Raw genomic sequence first — 16,084 nt, 5'->3', positions numbered from 1 at the left:
ATGAAAAGCGGACTGTTAAAGCTGATCCTGTTCAGCGGGATGATTAGTTTGGGCGGTTGCTCCAGCGTGATGTCGCATACCGGCGGCAAAGAAGGGACCTACCCAGGCACGCGCTCCAGCGCACATACGCTGGGCGATGACGAAACCAACTGGGGCGTGAAATCGCTGGTCGCCCTCGATATGCCGTTCACGGCGGTCATGGACACACTGCTGCTGCCGTGGGATATGTTCCGCACCGACAGCTCGGTGAAATCGCGGGTTGAAAAAAGCGAGCAGGAAACGCTGGCGACCAACTCAGTGATCCCGCCAGCGCCGATGCCTTCACGCTAAGTTAGCGCAGCGTTTCGGTTATCCACAACTGGCGATAACCTTCGACGTCCTCCATCCACGCCAGGTATTTCCCATTCGGCGAAAATACAATGGCATCCGCGGAAGGCGAGTTTTCGCGATCGGTTGTCAAAAAAGCCACTGCGCCGCTGCGAGCATCGCAGAGCGCAATTTTGTTTTCTACCACACATCCCAGCCACGCTCCCGATGGATGCCAGTTAAACGCCGACTGAATGCCTGATGAAGTATGCGTCAGCTGGCGCGGCTCGCCGCCTTCCGGCGAGATAAGCCACAATTGCGCCACGCCTGCGTCGTCGCGCATCAGAAAAGCGATCTCCGTGGCCTGCGGGTTGGCCCTAACCCAGTGGCGCGGCGCATTAACCAGCCCCGGATAGCGTTTATGCTGGGTAAAGGTCAAACGGCGCTGAACGACGCCCATTGGCGGCACGGGCATCGTCGTTGCCGTCCCGGCCAACGGCGTCTCCCCCTGCCGCTTCCAATCCGCCTCGTTTTGCGGCAATGCGACCATAAACAGTTCCGGCACTTTATCGCCGTTTTCCGCCAGCGTATCGCCGATAAACGCCAATGCGTGGTTACCAACCCACCCCTCCTCATAGGCGCGATTAATGTCATCGCTACCCGGCACCGGAGTCGGTGTCGTGCGGCTGACCAGCACACACCAGTGGCTACCGCCATATTCACGCGGATGCTGCCCCTGTGGCGCAACCGGGCCATAAGGCGCGGCTACGCCGACGTTACGCAGATCCAACGCCGGATCGCGTTCATGCAATACATGGTCGTTATAAGTGAAGCTGACGAATTGGCCGTTGGGGCTAAAGACGTGGACGTGGCTGCCGCCGCGTAGCGCGCCGGGGGTATAAGGCGCGGTAATATCCATCGCATCGAGATTGCGGGTTTCACCCTTCTCGTTCACCACGCCGCGACGATGGTGAAAATCGTAATGCCAGGCAGCATCCGGGTGTTCCGGGCCATGGATAAAGACATACTTATCCTCCGTCGGATGCACAGTGACCACGCCAACACAAGCGCCGTCAGCGGCGTTGTATAGCGTTTCAACGGCGCCGCTATGGATATTCACCCGTTCAATCGTCTCGCCGGTGAAAGAGGCGCCCGACGGACGCACATCGAAAACCAGCCACTGGCTGTCCGGGGTCCAGGTGTTGATATTGGTAAGCTGATGATGACGGGGAGCAAAAGTGACTTGTTTCATGGCGATACCCTGATGCGAGACTTACGCATCAGGGTATCGTATCGCAAAAATTTAGCCTACACGTTTCACATCGCCAACCAGCAGGATGTACGACAGCGCGCCAATCAGCGCCACCGCCGAGATATAGACCAGCGCCGGTCCAAAGCCGTAATCCTGTGCCAGATAGCCAATGACCAGCGGTACGGTAATACCGCCCAGCCCGCCGACAAAGTTAAATACCCCGCCAGTGAGGCCAATCAGGCGCATCGGCGCCAGCGAAGAGACCAGCGACCAGGTAATCGAAGCGAAACCGTTGCCAAAAAACGCCAACGCCATCAGCGCCATAATCCAGATCGGATCATTGGTATAGTTGGCCCCCATGATGCAGGTTGAGATCAACAGCCCACAAATAATCGGCGTTTTACGCGCCACCCCCAGTGAATATCCTTTTTTCACCAGTTTATCCGCTAACCAGCCGGAGAGCAGGACGCCAAAGAAAGCGGCAAGGAACGGGACGGTGGTCATAAAACCAGCCTCCAGTGCGGCAATGCCTTTTTCCTGCGTTAAGTAGTTCGGGAACCAGGTCAGGAAGAACCACAGCGTAGAGGTGACGGCAAACTGCCCGAGATAAACCCCCACCAGCTTACGATGGAAAACCAGTTTCCAGTCCGCTTTGGATAACGGCTGACGCGCCTCTTTCTTCACTGGCGCATCGCCATCCACCAGACCGCCGCCATCGCGAATGTAGTCGAGTTCGGCTTGACTGACGCTTTTCGTCAGACGCGGCGGCTGATAAACCTTGAACCAGATAAGCGACCAGATGATGCCGATGCCGCCGGTCACGATAAAGACCCAGTGCCAGCTCAGCAATTCCTGGATCCAGATCAGCAGCGGCGTTAAGAATGCCAGGCCGACAAACTGTCCTGAGGTATAGAAACCCACGGCGGAGGCGCGTTCATGCTCCGGGAACCAGCTGGTCACCATTCGGTTATTAGTCGGGAAGGCTGGCGCTTCGAATATCCCGGTGATCGCGCGCAGGCCGATCAGCGACATTAAGCCGCTCGCAAACCCCTGTAGCAACGTCGCCACCGACCAGCCAAAAATCGCGATAAAGTAGGTTAGCCGCGATCCTACGCGGTCAAGGAACCAACCGCCCGGGATCTGGCATAGCGTATAAAGCCAGGCAAAGGCGGAGAACACATATCCCATTTCCGCTTTGCTAATGCCAAATTCTTCCTGAATATGTGCCGAAGCAACCGCGAGGTTGGCGCGGTCAACATAACAAATAACTACGGTAATAAAGATCATTATCAGCGTCAGATAACGGCGACGCCCGGGTTTAACAGCGGTAACTGAAATATCCATCGCAATCTGTCTCCAGATTTTGGGCGTAGCGAAGCCGCTCACCACGCCCGGTAATTTACAGAGGGTGTTTTTGTTTTTTATTAATAACTACACTGCAATGCGCTAAATAATTCGTTCTGGGGAAAGGCGGCAAATTTTCGCATCCCTGGGAGCATACAATAGTATGTGACCAGGGTAAGAAAATGCAGCCAACGCATCACCAGTGCGAAGTATGACGCGCATTTACCATTCGGCGACCGAGCCGTCTTCATGGCGCCACAACGGATTTCGCCAGTCTGGCGCGTTCTTGCTTAACTCCGCCACCCGGGCTTCATCAATTTCCACGCCAAGACCCGGTTTCATCAACGGTTTAAAGAAACCACCTTCCATGTTGAAATCGTCTTTGTTTTTCACAAAGTCGAGCAGTTCTGCGCCCTTGTTGTAGTGGATCCCCATGCTCTGCTCCTGGAATACCGCATTGCGCGAAACGAAGTCGACGTGCAGGCAAGCGGCCAGCGCAATTGGCCCCAATGGGCAGTGCGGCGCCAGCGCGACATCATAGGCTTCCGCCATTCCGGCAATTTTAAAGCATTCGGTAATACCGCCTGCGTGCGACAGATCCGGCTGTAAAATAGCCAGTCCCCCCGCTTCCAGCACGCGTTTAAATTCAAAGCGCGAGAACATACGTTCGCCAGCGGCAATCGGAATATGCGTTTGCGCCGCCAGCCGTGGGTAATATTCCGCCTGCTCGGCGAGTACCGGTTCCTCAATAAACAACGGGCGATAGGGTTCCAGCTCTTTAATTAATACTTTGGCCATCGGCGCGCTGACCCGGCCGTGAAAATCGAGGCCAAACTCGATGTCATTGCCAAAGGCTTCGCGAATTTGCGCGACAGTATTGACCGCGGCATCTACCGCACGGGAGTTATCAATCACCCCCATTTCTTCGCAGCCGTTTAATTTAAAGGTATCGAAACCAATCCCGCGCAGCTTTTTAATACCGTCGATCACCTCTGCCGGACGATCGCCGCCAACCCAGCTGTAGGCTTTAATTTTGTCTCGCACCAGGCCGCCCATCAGTTGCCAGACCGGGGCATTAAGCACTTTGCCTTTAATATCCCATAACGCCTGATCGATACCGGCGATGGCGCTCATCATGATGGGACCGCCGCGATAAAAGCCGCCGCGGTACATCACCTGCCACAGATCGTTGATTCGCGCTGGGTCCTGACCTATCAGGTAGTCGCCAAATTCATGTACGGCGGCTTCCACCGTGCGGGCGCGTCCTTCAATGACCGGCTCTCCCCAGCCAACGATTCCCTCATCGGTTTCAATCTTCAGGAACATCCAGCGTGGGGGTAAACGGTACGTGGTGATGTTGGTTATTTTCATTTCACTGCCTCTCGATACGCTTTAACGAATGCTGCCGCCTGCTGCGCGGTGCGCGCCACCGTCTGACCGGCACGATAAAGATCGCTGCCGAGACCGGCGCCCGCGCAGCCGGCGTTAATCCATTGCGCCAGATTTTCCGGCGTCACGCCGCCGACGGCGAAGACCGGAACCTCTGGCGGCAGAACGGCTTTCAGCGCTTTGATGTAATCCGGGCCAAATGCCGATGACGGGAAAATTTTCAGCGCCTGCGCGCCGGCATCCAGCGCGTTAAAAGCTTCGCTGGCAGTGGCGCATCCCGGACAAACGGTCATGCCGTAGCTCACCGCCCGGCGTATCACCTCCGGCTGGCTATTTGGCGTGACGATAAGCCGGCACCCCATCGTTGCCAGCCGATCGACCTGTTCCGGCTGTAACACGGTTCCCGCGCCGATCAGCGCCCGTTCGCCATATGTTTCGACAACCAGTGGGATGCTCTTCTCCCACTGCGGCGAATTCAGCGGGATTTCAACCGCGTCAAAACCGGCGTCGATAACCGCGCCGACATGTTCCAGCGCCTCATCTGGCGTAATGCCGCGCAGAATAGCGATAAGCGGAAGATTAGTTTGCCACTGCATAAGCGATGCTCCTTATTCCTGTCTGAAATGCCGTATCCCCCTCAACCGTAGCCACGTCCCGGCCAATCGCCCGAAATGCCTGCTGATAGCGGGATGTTAACGATGAACCGGCGACGAGGGTGACAGCCTGCTGCCCGGCGAAGGTTTCACTGAGGGTGGCGACTTCCGCGCCAATGAGCAGGCCGGAAAGAAACTCGCTGACTTGTTCGCGCGCCAGCGTGCCCAGCACGTGCGAAGCGCGAACTTCAAAAAGCTGAGGCAATACCGCTGGCGTATTGATTCCACGCTCAAGACCGGCCGCGAACGCCGTCGCGGACGTTTCCTGCGGCGGTAGCCCGGCGCCGACCAACGAGTGCCGAAGCAGCAGATGGTGCAGCTCACCGGTCAAAACGGTGCGAAAATCATGAATTTGCTGGCGATCCGCCTGTACCCATTTGCAGTGGGTGCCCGGCATCACATAGACAGAAGAAGGCGCTAATGTACGCGCGCCCAGCAGCTGCGTTTCTTCGCCGCGCATGACGTTATGGTTATCATCGCGCGAGACGCAGAGACCGGGAATAATCCAGATATTGTCGCCAACAGCGGTTAACTGCTGGCCAATAGCCGTGAAATGAGCGGGAAGCGGCAGATAAGGGGCAATTTTCCAGCCCACATTGCTGCCAATCATTCCCGCCATCACCACCGGAGTGGCGCCGTCGCGCCAGTATTGTGTGATTTCAGCTAACACCGCTTCGGGCGATCTACCGTTCAGGCGCGTTACGCCAGCTTCAGATTGCCTGCTCTCCAGGCACTCATCGCCCTGATAAAGCCAGGCGCGTAGATTGGTTGATCCCCAGTCGATTGCGATGTAGCGAGCCGTCATGTGATTTCCTTGAGCCTTCGTGTCGAGCTGGCGATCATCGTCAATGCCGCTTGCTCCGCCGCGTCGCTATCCTGATGCCGAATGGCGTCGAATAGCGCTTTATGTTCCTGGAGCGTTTTCGGCATGTTGCCTTCATCGCCCATCCAGGTTCGTTCAAATACTGCCCGCTGTAGCGAGCTGATAGCCACGCTAAGCTGCTGTAACACCGGGTTATGCACGGATTGCAGCACCGCTTCGTGATAGCGGATATCGGCTTCGTTAAACGCATCCCGGTTTTGATTGTTGGCAATCATGTCATTCAGCGCCGATTCGATTTCCGCGAGATCGCTTGAGGTCGCGCGTTCTGCCGCCCAGCGCGCAATTGCCGGTTCCACCAGGTTACGCACTTCGCTCATTGCGCTGATAAGCCGCGGGTCATAATCATTTTCCAGTACCCACTGCAGCACCTCTGTATCGAGGTAGTTCCACTGGTTTCTCGGCGCGACAAACGCCCCGCGATAACGCTTCATTTCAATGAGTCGCTTCGCCATCAGCGAACGAAACACTTCGCGGATGATGTTGCGAGAAGTTTCAAACTCTTCGCACAGCTCCGCTTCTGCCGGCAGCGCCGAACCCGGTACGTACTTACTGCTGACAATTTGTTTGCCCAGCGTGATCACAATGCGATCGGTCTTATTGAGAGTCATAGAGAGTCCTTGTGCTCTTTGTGTACTTCTCTACTTTACCGTCGCCGCTGAATTTCGCCTCACTTTTGTAGTACCAGTGTGATGCTATACGCCATTGCCGTGAACACAATGTAGTACAACATTATTGTGTTGTACTACAATTTAGATCACAAAAAGAACAATTCATATGAATAAAAGATGCACGCGACTGGCGCAGGTTGACCTTAAAAAAGAAAAAGGGAGGGAGATAACAGGATTAGAAGGCTTCGCCGACCTGGAAGTAAAAACCGCTACTGCCTTTACCCACACCGTAATCGAGGCGAATATTAACGCGGGGTTTGAATTCAAAGCGGTAACCGACGCCCGCTGAAGGCAGCCAACGCCCGTTATCCAGCGAGTCAATGGATGGCCCCATGGTACCGGCGCCAACCCAGGCGACGACGCCATGCCGCCAGTTGAGCTGACGACGATATTCCAACTGGGAGCTAACCACGTTTTTATCGCGATAGCGCCCCTGGTAGTAGCCGCGCATACGTTCATCGCTACCGAGCAGCGGCATCATACTCCACGGCACATCCCCCTGGGTGAATGTGCCATCCGCTTCCCAGGCCAACACGCTTTTGTCGCTCAAAGCCTGATAGCGACTGTAATGCAGGCGAAATTCATCAAACCGCGTGTCGCTGCCAAGACCGGGCGCATAGTGGGTATAACGAAAATCGGCGTACTGGCCTTTGCGCGGGTTCGGTACAAAATCGCGGTCATCCCAGTTGATATCGAGACTGGCGCCGGAGCTGAATACCGACGGTCCCTGCGGGGTGCTTTCAATTTTCGGTAGATCGTCATGGTCCATCGCATCGGCGTTTTGCGCCGCCAGCGACCACCCCGCCCCCAGATAGACGTTGTCGATCAGCTGTCGGTAGAGAGTCGGACGCAGGGTCAATATCTGGGCGGTATACTTTTCTTTTTTGTTATCCTGGTCCCCGGCGTGGAAACCCTGTCCCCAGTAATATGTCGGCGTGTTAGCCATTGAGCCTTCAACAAATACGCGCCACAGATCGTTGTCGAAAAAAGCATAGTTTTTAACGCTAAGGCCAAACGCGCCGGTGGAACTGACGTAACCGCTGAGCGTCAGCGTTGAGTTCTGACTGGTGGTGTCATCCGGATCGGGGCGATACATGCCAACGACGGCCGTGCCGAGACCGAGCCCCAACTCTGGCGTATAGAACGGGCCAGGCATTACGCCCCAGTCGATGCCTTTACTGGCGTCGAACTTATCGCTGGCGCCGAGGCTCTGCAGCCAGCCGTCGATTTTCTCACGGCTGAGCGCCTGGGCCTGAGCCTGACTGAAAGCCGCGTATGTAAGGAGCAGCAGGATAGCGCTAAACAATCTGATCAAAAGCGATACTCACCAGAGATAAAGAAGCTATTACGTTCGGCAAAACCCAATTCGGTGGTGATATTAAAGTTTTGGGTCATCTCATACTGCGCGCCCACCAGCACGTTCCACGGAGACTGCAGATGCTGTTTCACGTCAAAACGGCCGTTATTGTCCTGGTTGGCCAGATTAACCATGTTTTGCAGCATCGCCGACGGCATCGACAGATCGCTCAGGCTGCCCTTAAACTCCTGCTGTACGTCCTGATACATGCTGCCAACCCAGACGTTCAACTTTCCGGCAGGCAGATGCAGCGCATCAAACGACGGAGTATTGAAACGATAGCCCAAACGGGGCGAAAAGGTAAAAGCGTCGATGCTGCCATCAAGAATATCAAAGCGCGTTTGGGTGTAGTTGGCGTCTAACACCGTGAACCAGTTGCCGACCCCGCCCACCAGGGTGGTGCCCAGACCATAGGTGGTGCCTTTAAAATCAAGACGAAAATCGAGATCCTGCATGCCCGGCATAGGCACCACTTTGCCATTCGGTCCTTTCAGACCTACAGCGATTTGCGAAACAGAATGACCTTCGGTGTGTCCAACAAGGCCATAGACGTTCATAAACGGCAGCAGCCAGGTATCCAGCTTGAGCGTCTCGGTTTTGCTGCTTTCCCGCGTATTGCCGACGCCAATCTGGAAGGCGTTATCCAGCGATACAGGCCCGTGACCAAAAATATTCTCAACGGCATTTTTACATGCACGGCGCTTGCCACAATCAATGTTGCGGCCATCCAACAACAAACCGGTGAAAGTAATGCTATCGACATTAATATTCTGTCGCATGTCCATATAGTTAATACTAACGCCAAACGGCAACGGCAGGACGTAACCGCGCTTTCTCGCTTCATCGCCAAGAAAAGGTAAAACCGAAGTCGATTCCGGCGCCGCTGCCTGATCCTTTGTCGGCACGGGAAGATCCGCCGGTTCGGTACCGTGCCAGGCATACGCAGGCTCAAGTTGATCGGTTGGTTCTGCGGCCGCGCAGATCTGAATAAAGACGAAAGGCAGCGCAACCAACATCAAACAATGGTTTTTATTCATAGAAAATATGATGTTAGTTCTTAAAAGAACAAATGCGTAAAAAAGGGCGGGTAGCTTATAAAATCCCCTGCGCTGATTAAGGGATTAAAATGCGGATTAACATCCGTTCATGAAAAAGGAGCAGACCGGCCCGGAGAATTCCGGGCCAGAAATGTGCTTAGGCTAAAACGTACTTTTCGATGGCGAAGGCGACGCCATCTTCAAGGTTAGATTTGGTGATAAAGTTCGCCGCTTCCTTCACGGAAGGAATGGCGTTATCCATCGCGACGCCAACACCGGCAAATTCGATCATCGCAATGTCGTTTTCCTGATCGCCAATCGCCATAATCTCTTCCGGCTTGATACCCAGCGTATCGGCCAGCGACTTCACTCCGGTACCTTTATTGACGCGTTTATCGAGGATTTCGAGGAAGTACGGCGCGCTTTTCAACACGGTATACTTCTCTTTCACTTCCGCCGGGATACGGGCAATGGCCTGGTCGAGAATCGCTGGCTCATCGATCATCATCACTTTCAGCAACTGAATATCGCGGTCCATGTTTTCCGCTTCGCAGAACACCAGCGGAATGGTCGCTACATAGGATTCATGCACGGTGTAGTAGCTGACATCGCGGTTCGCGGTATAGAGCTTGTTGCGATCGAGCGCATGGAAGTGGGAACCGACCTCGCGGGAGAGTTGCTCAAGGAAGCGATAGTCGTCATAGCTCAGCGCGGTCTGCGCCACGGTGCTGCCGTCGCTTGCCTTCTGCACCAACGCGCCGTTATAGGTAATGCAGTAGTCGCCCGGCTGTTCCATATGCAGCTCTTTCAGGTAGCTGTGGACGCCAGCGTAAGGGCGGCCAGTGGTCAGCACGACATTAACGCCGCGGGCACGCGCCGCCGCGATGGCGGCTTTCACCGCCGGAGAGATGGTATGGTCTGGCAGCAGCAGCGTGCCGTCCATATCAATTGCAATCAGTTTAATAGCCATGGGATCCCCGGGTAAGATGAGTCTTCACTCATGCTAACGCGATTCCGCTCAAAAAACAGCTATCGAAAAGAGGGAAAACGAGGATGGATTGCGCAAGTGGGATTCCCCTTTTGCCGCAAAAGAAAAACCCGGTAGCGTAACGCGTACCGGGTTTAGCAAAACGATCGCCCCGGCAGGTATCCTGCCACCGGGGAAATCCAGGTTTAGATATCGATGTTCGCCGCTTTCAGGGCGTTCTCTTCGATAAAGGCGCGACGCGGTTCAACGGCATCGCCCATCAGGGTGGTGAACAACTGGTCGGCGGCAATCGCATCTTTCACGGTAACGCGCAGCATGCGGCGGCTGTCCGGATCCATGGTGGTTTCCCACAGCTGATCCGGGTTCATCTCGCCCAGACCTTTATAACGCTGGATAGAGAGACCGCGACGCGACTCTTTCACCAGCCAGTCCAGCGCCTGTTCGAAGCTGGCAACCGGCTGACGGCGCTCGCCGCGCTCAATGAACGCGTCTTCTTCCACCAGGCCACGCAGCTTCTCGCCCAGCGTGCAGATGCGGCGGTATTCCGCGCCGCCAACGAACTCGTTATCCAGCGGGTAGTCGGTATCGACGCCGTGGGTACGAACGCGCACGATAGGCTCGAACTGCTGCAGCTCGCTGTTTTCACGAACATCAAACTTCCACTGGCTGCCGTGCTGCTCTTTCTCGTTCAGCTCGCTAACCAGCTGGTTAATCCAGCGGGTAACGGTCTGCTCGCTGCTCAGATCGGCTTCGGTCAGCGTCGGCTGATAGATAAGCTCTTTCAGCAGCGCACGCGGGAAACGACGTTCCATGCGACCAATCATTTTCTGTGTCGCGTTGTACTCCGCCACCAGTTTTTCCAGCGGCTCGCCTGCTAATGCCGGCGCGCTAGAGTTAGTGTGCAGGGTGGCGCCGTCGAGCGCGATGGCGATCTGGTACTGATCCATCGCCTCGTCGTCTTTAATATACTGTTCTTGCTTGCCTTTCTTCACTTTGTACAGCGGCGGCTGAGCAATATAAACGTGTCCGCGCTCAACGATTTCCGGCATCTGACGATAGAAGAAGGTCAACAGCAGCGTACGAATGTGCGAGCCGTCGACGTCCGCATCGGTCATGATGATGATGCTGTGATAACGCAGTTTATCCGGGTTGTACTCATCACGGCCGATGCCGCAACCCAGCGCGGTAATCAGCGTCGCCACTTCCTGGGAAGAAAGCATCTTGTCGAAACGGGCTTTCTCAACGTTGAGGATTTTACCCTTCAGCGGCAGGATAGCCTGGTTCTTGCGGTTACGCCCCTGTTTAGCAGAGCCACCCGCGGAGTCCCCTTCCACGAGGTACAGTTCAGAGAGCGCCGGGTCGCGTTCCTGGCAATCCGCCAGTTTGCCCGGCAGACCAGCCAGGTCCAGCGCGCCTTTACGACGGGTCATCTCACGTGCGCGGCGTGCGGCTTCACGAGCGCGCGCGGCGTCGATAATTTTACCGACGACGATTTTCGCATCGGACGGGTTTTCCAGCAGGTATTCGCTCAGCAGTTCGTTCATCTGCTGCTCAACCGCCGATTTCACCTCGGAAGAGACCAGTTTATCTTTGGTCTGTGAGGAGAACTTCGGATCCGGCACTTTCACGGAAACGACGGCAATCAGGCCTTCGCGAGCATCGTCGCCGGTGGCGCTGACTTTCGCTTTTTTGCTGTAGCCTTCTTTATCCATGTAGGCGTTCAGGGTACGGGTCATCGCTGCGCGGAAGCCCGCCAGGTGAGTACCGCCATCGCGCTGTGGGATGTTGTTGGTAAAGCAGTAAATATTTTCCTGGAAACCGTCGTTCCACTGCAGCGCCACTTCAACGCCGATACCGTCTTTTTCGGTGGAGAAATAGAAGATATTCGGGTGGATCGGCGTTTTGTTCTTGTTGAGATACTCAACGAACGCCTTGATGCCGCCTTCGTAGTGGAAATGGTCTTCTTTACCGTCACGCTTATCGCGCAGGCGGATAGACACCCCGGAGTTGAGGAACGACAGCTCGCGCAGACGTTTCGCCAGGATGTCGTATTCGAATTCGGTGACGTTGGTGAAGGTTTCATGGCTCGGCCAGAAACGGACCATGGTGCCGGTGCTTTCGGTTTCGCCGGTCACCGCCAGCGGCGCCTGCGGGACACCGTGCTGGTAAATTTGTTTGTGGACTTTGTTATCACGCTGGATAACCAGTTCCAGCTTCTGCGACAGGGCGTTAACGACCGACACGCCTACGCCGTGCAGACCGCCGGAAACTTTATACGAGTTATCATCGAATTTACCGCCGGCGTGCAGGACGGTCATGATGACTTCCGCCGCGGAGACGCCCTCTTCCGGGTGAATGCCGGTTGGGATGCCGCGGCCGTCATCCTGTACGGAGACGGAATTATCGCTGTGGATAGTAACAACGATGTCTTTACAGTAACCTGCGAGCGCTTCGTCGATAGCGTTATCCACAACCTCGAATACCATGTGGTGCAGACCGGTGCCGTCATCCGTGTCGCCGATATACATACCCGGGCGCTTACGCACCGCATCCAGCCCTTTCAGGACTTTGATACTGGAGGAGTCATAAGAATTCGACATCAACGTTTCTCGCTCATTTAATCTTGGGTTAATCCGTTATTTTACCCTTTTCCACGGTGAACATCTTCGAATTTTTGTCCGACATGTCCATTACGTGTTCAGCGCTGATTGCGCTGACGAAAACCTGCGATTGCGTGGCTTTTAAGCGGCTGGCAAGCAGCCCGCGCCGGGCATCGTCAAGCTCCGAGGCAAAATCATCTATCAGGTACAGGCAGCGCCGCCCGCTTTCGCGGGTCAGGAACTCACCCTGCGCCAGTCGTAGGGCGCACATCAACAGCTTAAGCTGCCCGCGCGACAGCGTGTCCTCGACCGGCGCCCCATCGGCGCGAATACGGAAATCCGCTTTATGCGGGCCGTGGGCGGTGTAGGTCAACATTCTGTCGCGTTCGAAATTCCGCTCCAGCACCTCGGCATAATCAGTCTCTTTTTCCCAGCCGCGCTGGAAAGAGAAGGCGAGGGTGAATTCCGGTAAAAATTGCTGACAGGTATCCGCCATGTCTTCGACGATAGCGGCGCTGTATTCGGCACGCCAGCGGCTGATTTGTTCCGCCAGCGGAATTAATTCCAGATCCCACGGCCGCAGCTGGGCATAGCGGCTAACCTGGCGCAGCGCGGCGTTGCGCTGTTTCAGCAGGCGCTTCAGGTTGCTCCAGGCGGTGAAGAATCCGGCTTCGTTGTGAAAGCATCCCCAATCAAGGAATGCTCTTCTGTATTTGGGGCCGCCGTTGAGTAAAGTAAACCCCTCCGGCGTAATCAGCTGCATCGGCATCAGGTGCGCCAGCTCCGCCACCTTGTGGCCATCGGTGCCGTCGATACGTACCTTGCTGTCGCCCTGCTTGTCTTTGGTCAGGCCGATGGATGTTTCCCGCTCTTCGCCTTGCAAACGCCCGTGCAGAACAAAAGACTCCTGCTCGTGGCGGATAACGCGGCCAATCTGCAAACTGCGAAATGCCCGGCCATGACCAAGCGTATAGATGGCTTCCAGCACGCTGGTTTTGCCGCTGCCGTTGGCGCCAACCAGGAAGTTAAAGCCGGGAGATAAAGCGAGATCCGCGTTTTCGATATTGCGAAAATCGCGGATCAACAGGCGGGAGAGCGACATTACAGTCTCATTGGCATAACAACATAGGCAGCCGACTGTGATGCGGCATCTTCAATTTGTACGCTGGAGACGGAATCGGTCAGCAGAATGCGCACGTTCTCGCACTTCAGCGCGTTCAGAACGTCCAGCACGTAGCTGACGTTAAAGCCGATTTCCATCTCAGTCCCGGCATAGGTGACATCCAGAATTTCTTCCGCTTCTTCCTGCTCCGGGTTATTAGCGGTGATTTTCAGCTGATTTTCACTAACGTACAGACGCACCCCGCGGAATTTTTCGTTAGAAAGAATCGCCGCGCGAGCAAAAGCCTGTTTGAGAATATCGCAGCCAGCATCGAGGTGTTTATCCGGGTTCTTCGGCAATACGCGGCGATAATCCGGGAAACGGCCGTCAACCAGCTTCGACGTGAAGATAAAATCACCGACGTGGGCGCGGATGTTGTTGCTGCCAATCTGTACGCGCAGCGGCGTATCACCGCCGTCGAGCATACGCATCAGCTCAATCACGCCTTTACGCGGCACGATCACCGAGTGGTTCGGCAGCGACTCTTCCAACGGCATTGAGCAAACCGCCAGACGGTGGCCGTCGGTGGCGACGGTGCGCAGCTCGCTACCTTCGGTTTCAAACAGCATGCCGTTTAAATAGTAACGGACATCCTGGTGCGCCATCGAGAACTGGGTCGCTTCAATCAGGCGCTTCATCGTCGCCTGCGGCAGAGTAAATTCCACTTCGCTCTGCCAGTCGTCCAGATTCGGGAAATCAGCGGCAGGCAAGGTCGACAGCGAAAAACGGCTGCGGCCGGAGCGTACCAGCATACGGTCGCCTTCCAGCTGTACGGCAATCTCCGCGCCTTCAGGCAGACCGCGGCAAATATCAAAGAATTTACGCGCCGGAACGGTTGTGGCGCCCGCTTCGTGCGGCTGAAGCAGCGACACGCGCGCGACCATTTCCATTTCCAGATCGGTACCGGTCAGCGACAGCGTGCCATCTGCGACCTGAAGCAGCAGGTTACCGAGAATGGGCAGCGTTGGACGACCACCTAACGGACCGCTCACCTGTTGCAGCGGTTTTAATAAATGTTCACGTTCTACGGTAAATTTCATAGCGTCACGAGGATAATGTTCTGATTAAATTGGAAAAATCTTCTTTAATGTCGTGGCTTTCTTCACGCAACTGCTCAATCTTGCGGCAGGCGTGCAGCACGGTGGTATGGTCTCGGCCGCCAAACGCATCGCCGATTTCCGGCAGACTGTGGTTGGTCAACTCTTTCGCCAGCGCCATCGCCATCTGGCGTGGGCGCGCCACCGAACGGGAGCGGCGTTTAGACAGCAGGTCCGCTACCTTAATCTTGTAATACTCCGCCACCGTCTTTTGAATATTGTCGATGGTGACCAGTTTTTCCTGCAGCGCTAACAGATCGCGCAGCGCTTCACGCACGAAATCAATGGTAATCGCCCGACCGGTAAAGTTGGCGTTGGCGATAACGCGGTTCAGCGCCCCTTCCAGCTCACGCACGTTAGAACGCAGGCGCTTGGCAATAAAGAACGCCACCTCGCCCGGTAGGCGGATGTCGTTCTCATCGGCTTTTTTCATCAGGATCGCGACGCGGGTTTCCAGTTCAGGCGGCTCGATCGCCACCGTCAGGCCCCAGCCAAAGCGCGATTTCAGACGATCCTCAACGCCATTGATCTCTTTTGGATAGCGATCCGAGGTCAGAATGATCTGCTGATTGCCTTCCAGCAGGGCATTGAAGGTATGGAAAAACTCTTCCTGCGAACGCTCTTTATTAGCAAAGAACTGAATATCATCGATCAGCAGGGCGTCAACGGAACGGTAATAGCGTTTAAATTCTTCGATGGCGTTGTTTTGCAAAGCTTTTACCATGTCCTGCACGAAACGCTCAGAGTGCATATAAACCACTTTAGCGTTCGGTTTGCGCGCCACAATACCGTTGCCGACCGCGTGCAACAGGTGAGTTTTACCCAGACCAGTGCCGCCGTAAAGGAACAGCGGGTTGTACGCGCCACCCGGGTTATCCGCCACCTGACGCGCCGCCGCGCGGGCCAGCTGGTTAGATTTACCTTCGACGAAGTTATCAAACGTATGTTTAACGTTGACGTTGGAACGGTAGGTCGGCTCTGCCGGCGCCGGGACGTTATCCCAACCCTGGCGAGGGGCTGCTGGCGCGACGCGCGCGGCCTGCACCTGCGCAGCCGGAATCGCCGTGGCGACGCTTACCGCGCCCTGATGGGACGGCGCCGCAGGTTTCGCGCCGACTTCAAAACGCAGCTGTGGGGCATCGGCACCGCAAAAATCATTGAGGAGCCCATTGATATTATTAAGGTATTTGTCCCTTACCCAATCGAGCACAAAACGGTTTGGCGCATACAGTGCCAGCGTGTTATCGCTCAGTTCCGCCTGCAATGGGCGGATCCACATGCTGAATTCTGTGGCTGGTAACTCATCCTGCAATCGGGCAAGACACTGCTGCCAAAGCGAAAGTGACAC

The 16,084-nt window shown here is 55.6% G+C and carries 14 protein-coding genes; 1 reads left to right on the top strand and 13 read right to left on the bottom strand.

Going from position 1 to position 16,084, the window contains the following annotated elements:
• The gene (locus tag PYR66_00070; protein ID WEF28176.1) at positions 1-330 is read left to right on the top strand and encodes a YceK/YidQ family lipoprotein; all 330 of its coding nucleotides are present in this window, start codon (positions 1-3) and stop codon (positions 328-330) included.
• 1 nt (position 331) lies between these two features.
• On the opposite strand, the gene PYR66_00065 is transcribed toward PYR66_00070, so the two are convergent.
• The 13 genes from PYR66_00065 to dnaA form a co-directional block, all read right to left on the bottom strand.
• A complete protein-coding gene (locus PYR66_00065; protein WEF28175.1) occupies positions 332-1,558 on the bottom strand; it encodes a DUF3748 domain-containing protein in 1,227 nt (408 codons plus the stop codon).
• A gap of 51 nt (positions 1,559-1,609) precedes the next feature.
• Positions 1,610-2,947 (bottom strand): MFS transporter, encoded by a 1,338-nt coding sequence (locus PYR66_00060; GenBank protein ID WEF28174.1) that lies wholly within the window; start codon positions 2,945-2,947, stop codon positions 1,610-1,612.
• 177 nt (positions 2,948-3,124) lie between these two features.
• Positions 3,125-4,273 (bottom strand): galactonate dehydratase, encoded by a 1,149-nt coding sequence (gene dgoD / locus PYR66_00055; GenBank protein ID WEF28173.1) that lies wholly within the window; start codon positions 4,271-4,273, stop codon positions 3,125-3,127.
• The gene (locus PYR66_00050) at positions 4,270-4,887 is read right to left on the bottom strand and encodes a 2-dehydro-3-deoxy-6-phosphogalactonate aldolase (protein WEF28172.1); all 618 of its coding nucleotides are present in this window, start codon (positions 4,885-4,887) and stop codon (positions 4,270-4,272) included. Before PYR66_00050 ends, dgoD begins: the two co-directional genes overlap by 4 nt.
• On the bottom strand, positions 4,871-5,749 hold the full coding sequence (locus PYR66_00045; GenBank protein ID WEF28171.1) for a 2-dehydro-3-deoxygalactonokinase: 879 nt from the start codon (positions 5,747-5,749) through the stop codon (positions 4,871-4,873). Before PYR66_00045 ends, PYR66_00050 begins: the two co-directional genes overlap by 17 nt.
• Positions 5,746-6,435, bottom strand: coding sequence for a D-galactonate utilization transcriptional regulator DgoR (dgoR, locus tag PYR66_00040; GenBank protein ID WEF28170.1), 690 nt, complete (start codon positions 6,433-6,435; stop codon positions 5,746-5,748). The genes PYR66_00045 and dgoR overlap by 4 nt, the downstream gene beginning before the upstream one ends.
• A gap of 235 nt (positions 6,436-6,670) precedes the next feature.
• On the bottom strand, positions 6,671-7,810 hold the full coding sequence (locus PYR66_00035; protein WEF28169.1) for a BamA/TamA family outer membrane protein: 1,140 nt from the start codon (positions 7,808-7,810) through the stop codon (positions 6,671-6,673).
• Positions 7,807-8,889, bottom strand: coding sequence for a hypothetical protein (locus tag PYR66_00030; protein ID WEF28168.1), 1,083 nt, complete (start codon positions 8,887-8,889; stop codon positions 7,807-7,809). The genes PYR66_00035 and PYR66_00030 overlap by 4 nt, the downstream gene beginning before the upstream one ends.
• 157 nt (positions 8,890-9,046) lie before the next feature.
• Positions 9,047-9,859: a sugar-phosphatase gene (gene yidA / locus PYR66_00025; protein ID WEF28167.1), complete on the bottom strand. Its 813-nt coding sequence runs from the start codon at positions 9,857-9,859 to the stop codon at positions 9,047-9,049.
• Between the two features lie 203 nt (positions 9,860-10,062).
• Positions 10,063-12,477, bottom strand: coding sequence for a DNA topoisomerase (ATP-hydrolyzing) subunit B (gyrB, locus tag PYR66_00020; GenBank protein ID WEF28166.1), 2,415 nt, complete (start codon positions 12,475-12,477; stop codon positions 10,063-10,065).
• A gap of 28 nt (positions 12,478-12,505) precedes the next feature.
• Positions 12,506-13,579 carry a DNA replication/repair protein RecF gene (gene recF, locus PYR66_00015; GenBank protein ID WEF28165.1) on the bottom strand — a complete coding sequence of 358 codons (1,074 nt, stop codon included), beginning with the start codon at positions 13,577-13,579 and terminating at the stop codon, positions 12,506-12,508.
• On the bottom strand, positions 13,579-14,679 hold the full coding sequence (gene dnaN, locus PYR66_00010) for a DNA polymerase III subunit beta (GenBank protein WEF28164.1): 1,101 nt from the start codon (positions 14,677-14,679) through the stop codon (positions 13,579-13,581). The genes recF and dnaN overlap by 1 nt, the downstream gene beginning before the upstream one ends.
• Before the next feature lie 4 nt (positions 14,680-14,683).
• A complete protein-coding gene (gene dnaA, locus PYR66_00005) occupies positions 14,684-16,084 on the bottom strand; it encodes a chromosomal replication initiator protein DnaA (GenBank protein WEF28163.1) in 1,401 nt (466 codons plus the stop codon).

The sequence above is a fragment of the Klebsiella aerogenes genome (assembly GCA_029027985.1).
GTDB lineage: Bacteria > Pseudomonadota > Gammaproteobacteria > Enterobacterales > Enterobacteriaceae > Klebsiella > Klebsiella aerogenes_A.
The sequence above is the reverse complement of the archived record's forward strand: the minus strand, read 5'-3'. Positions and strand labels throughout refer to the sequence as shown.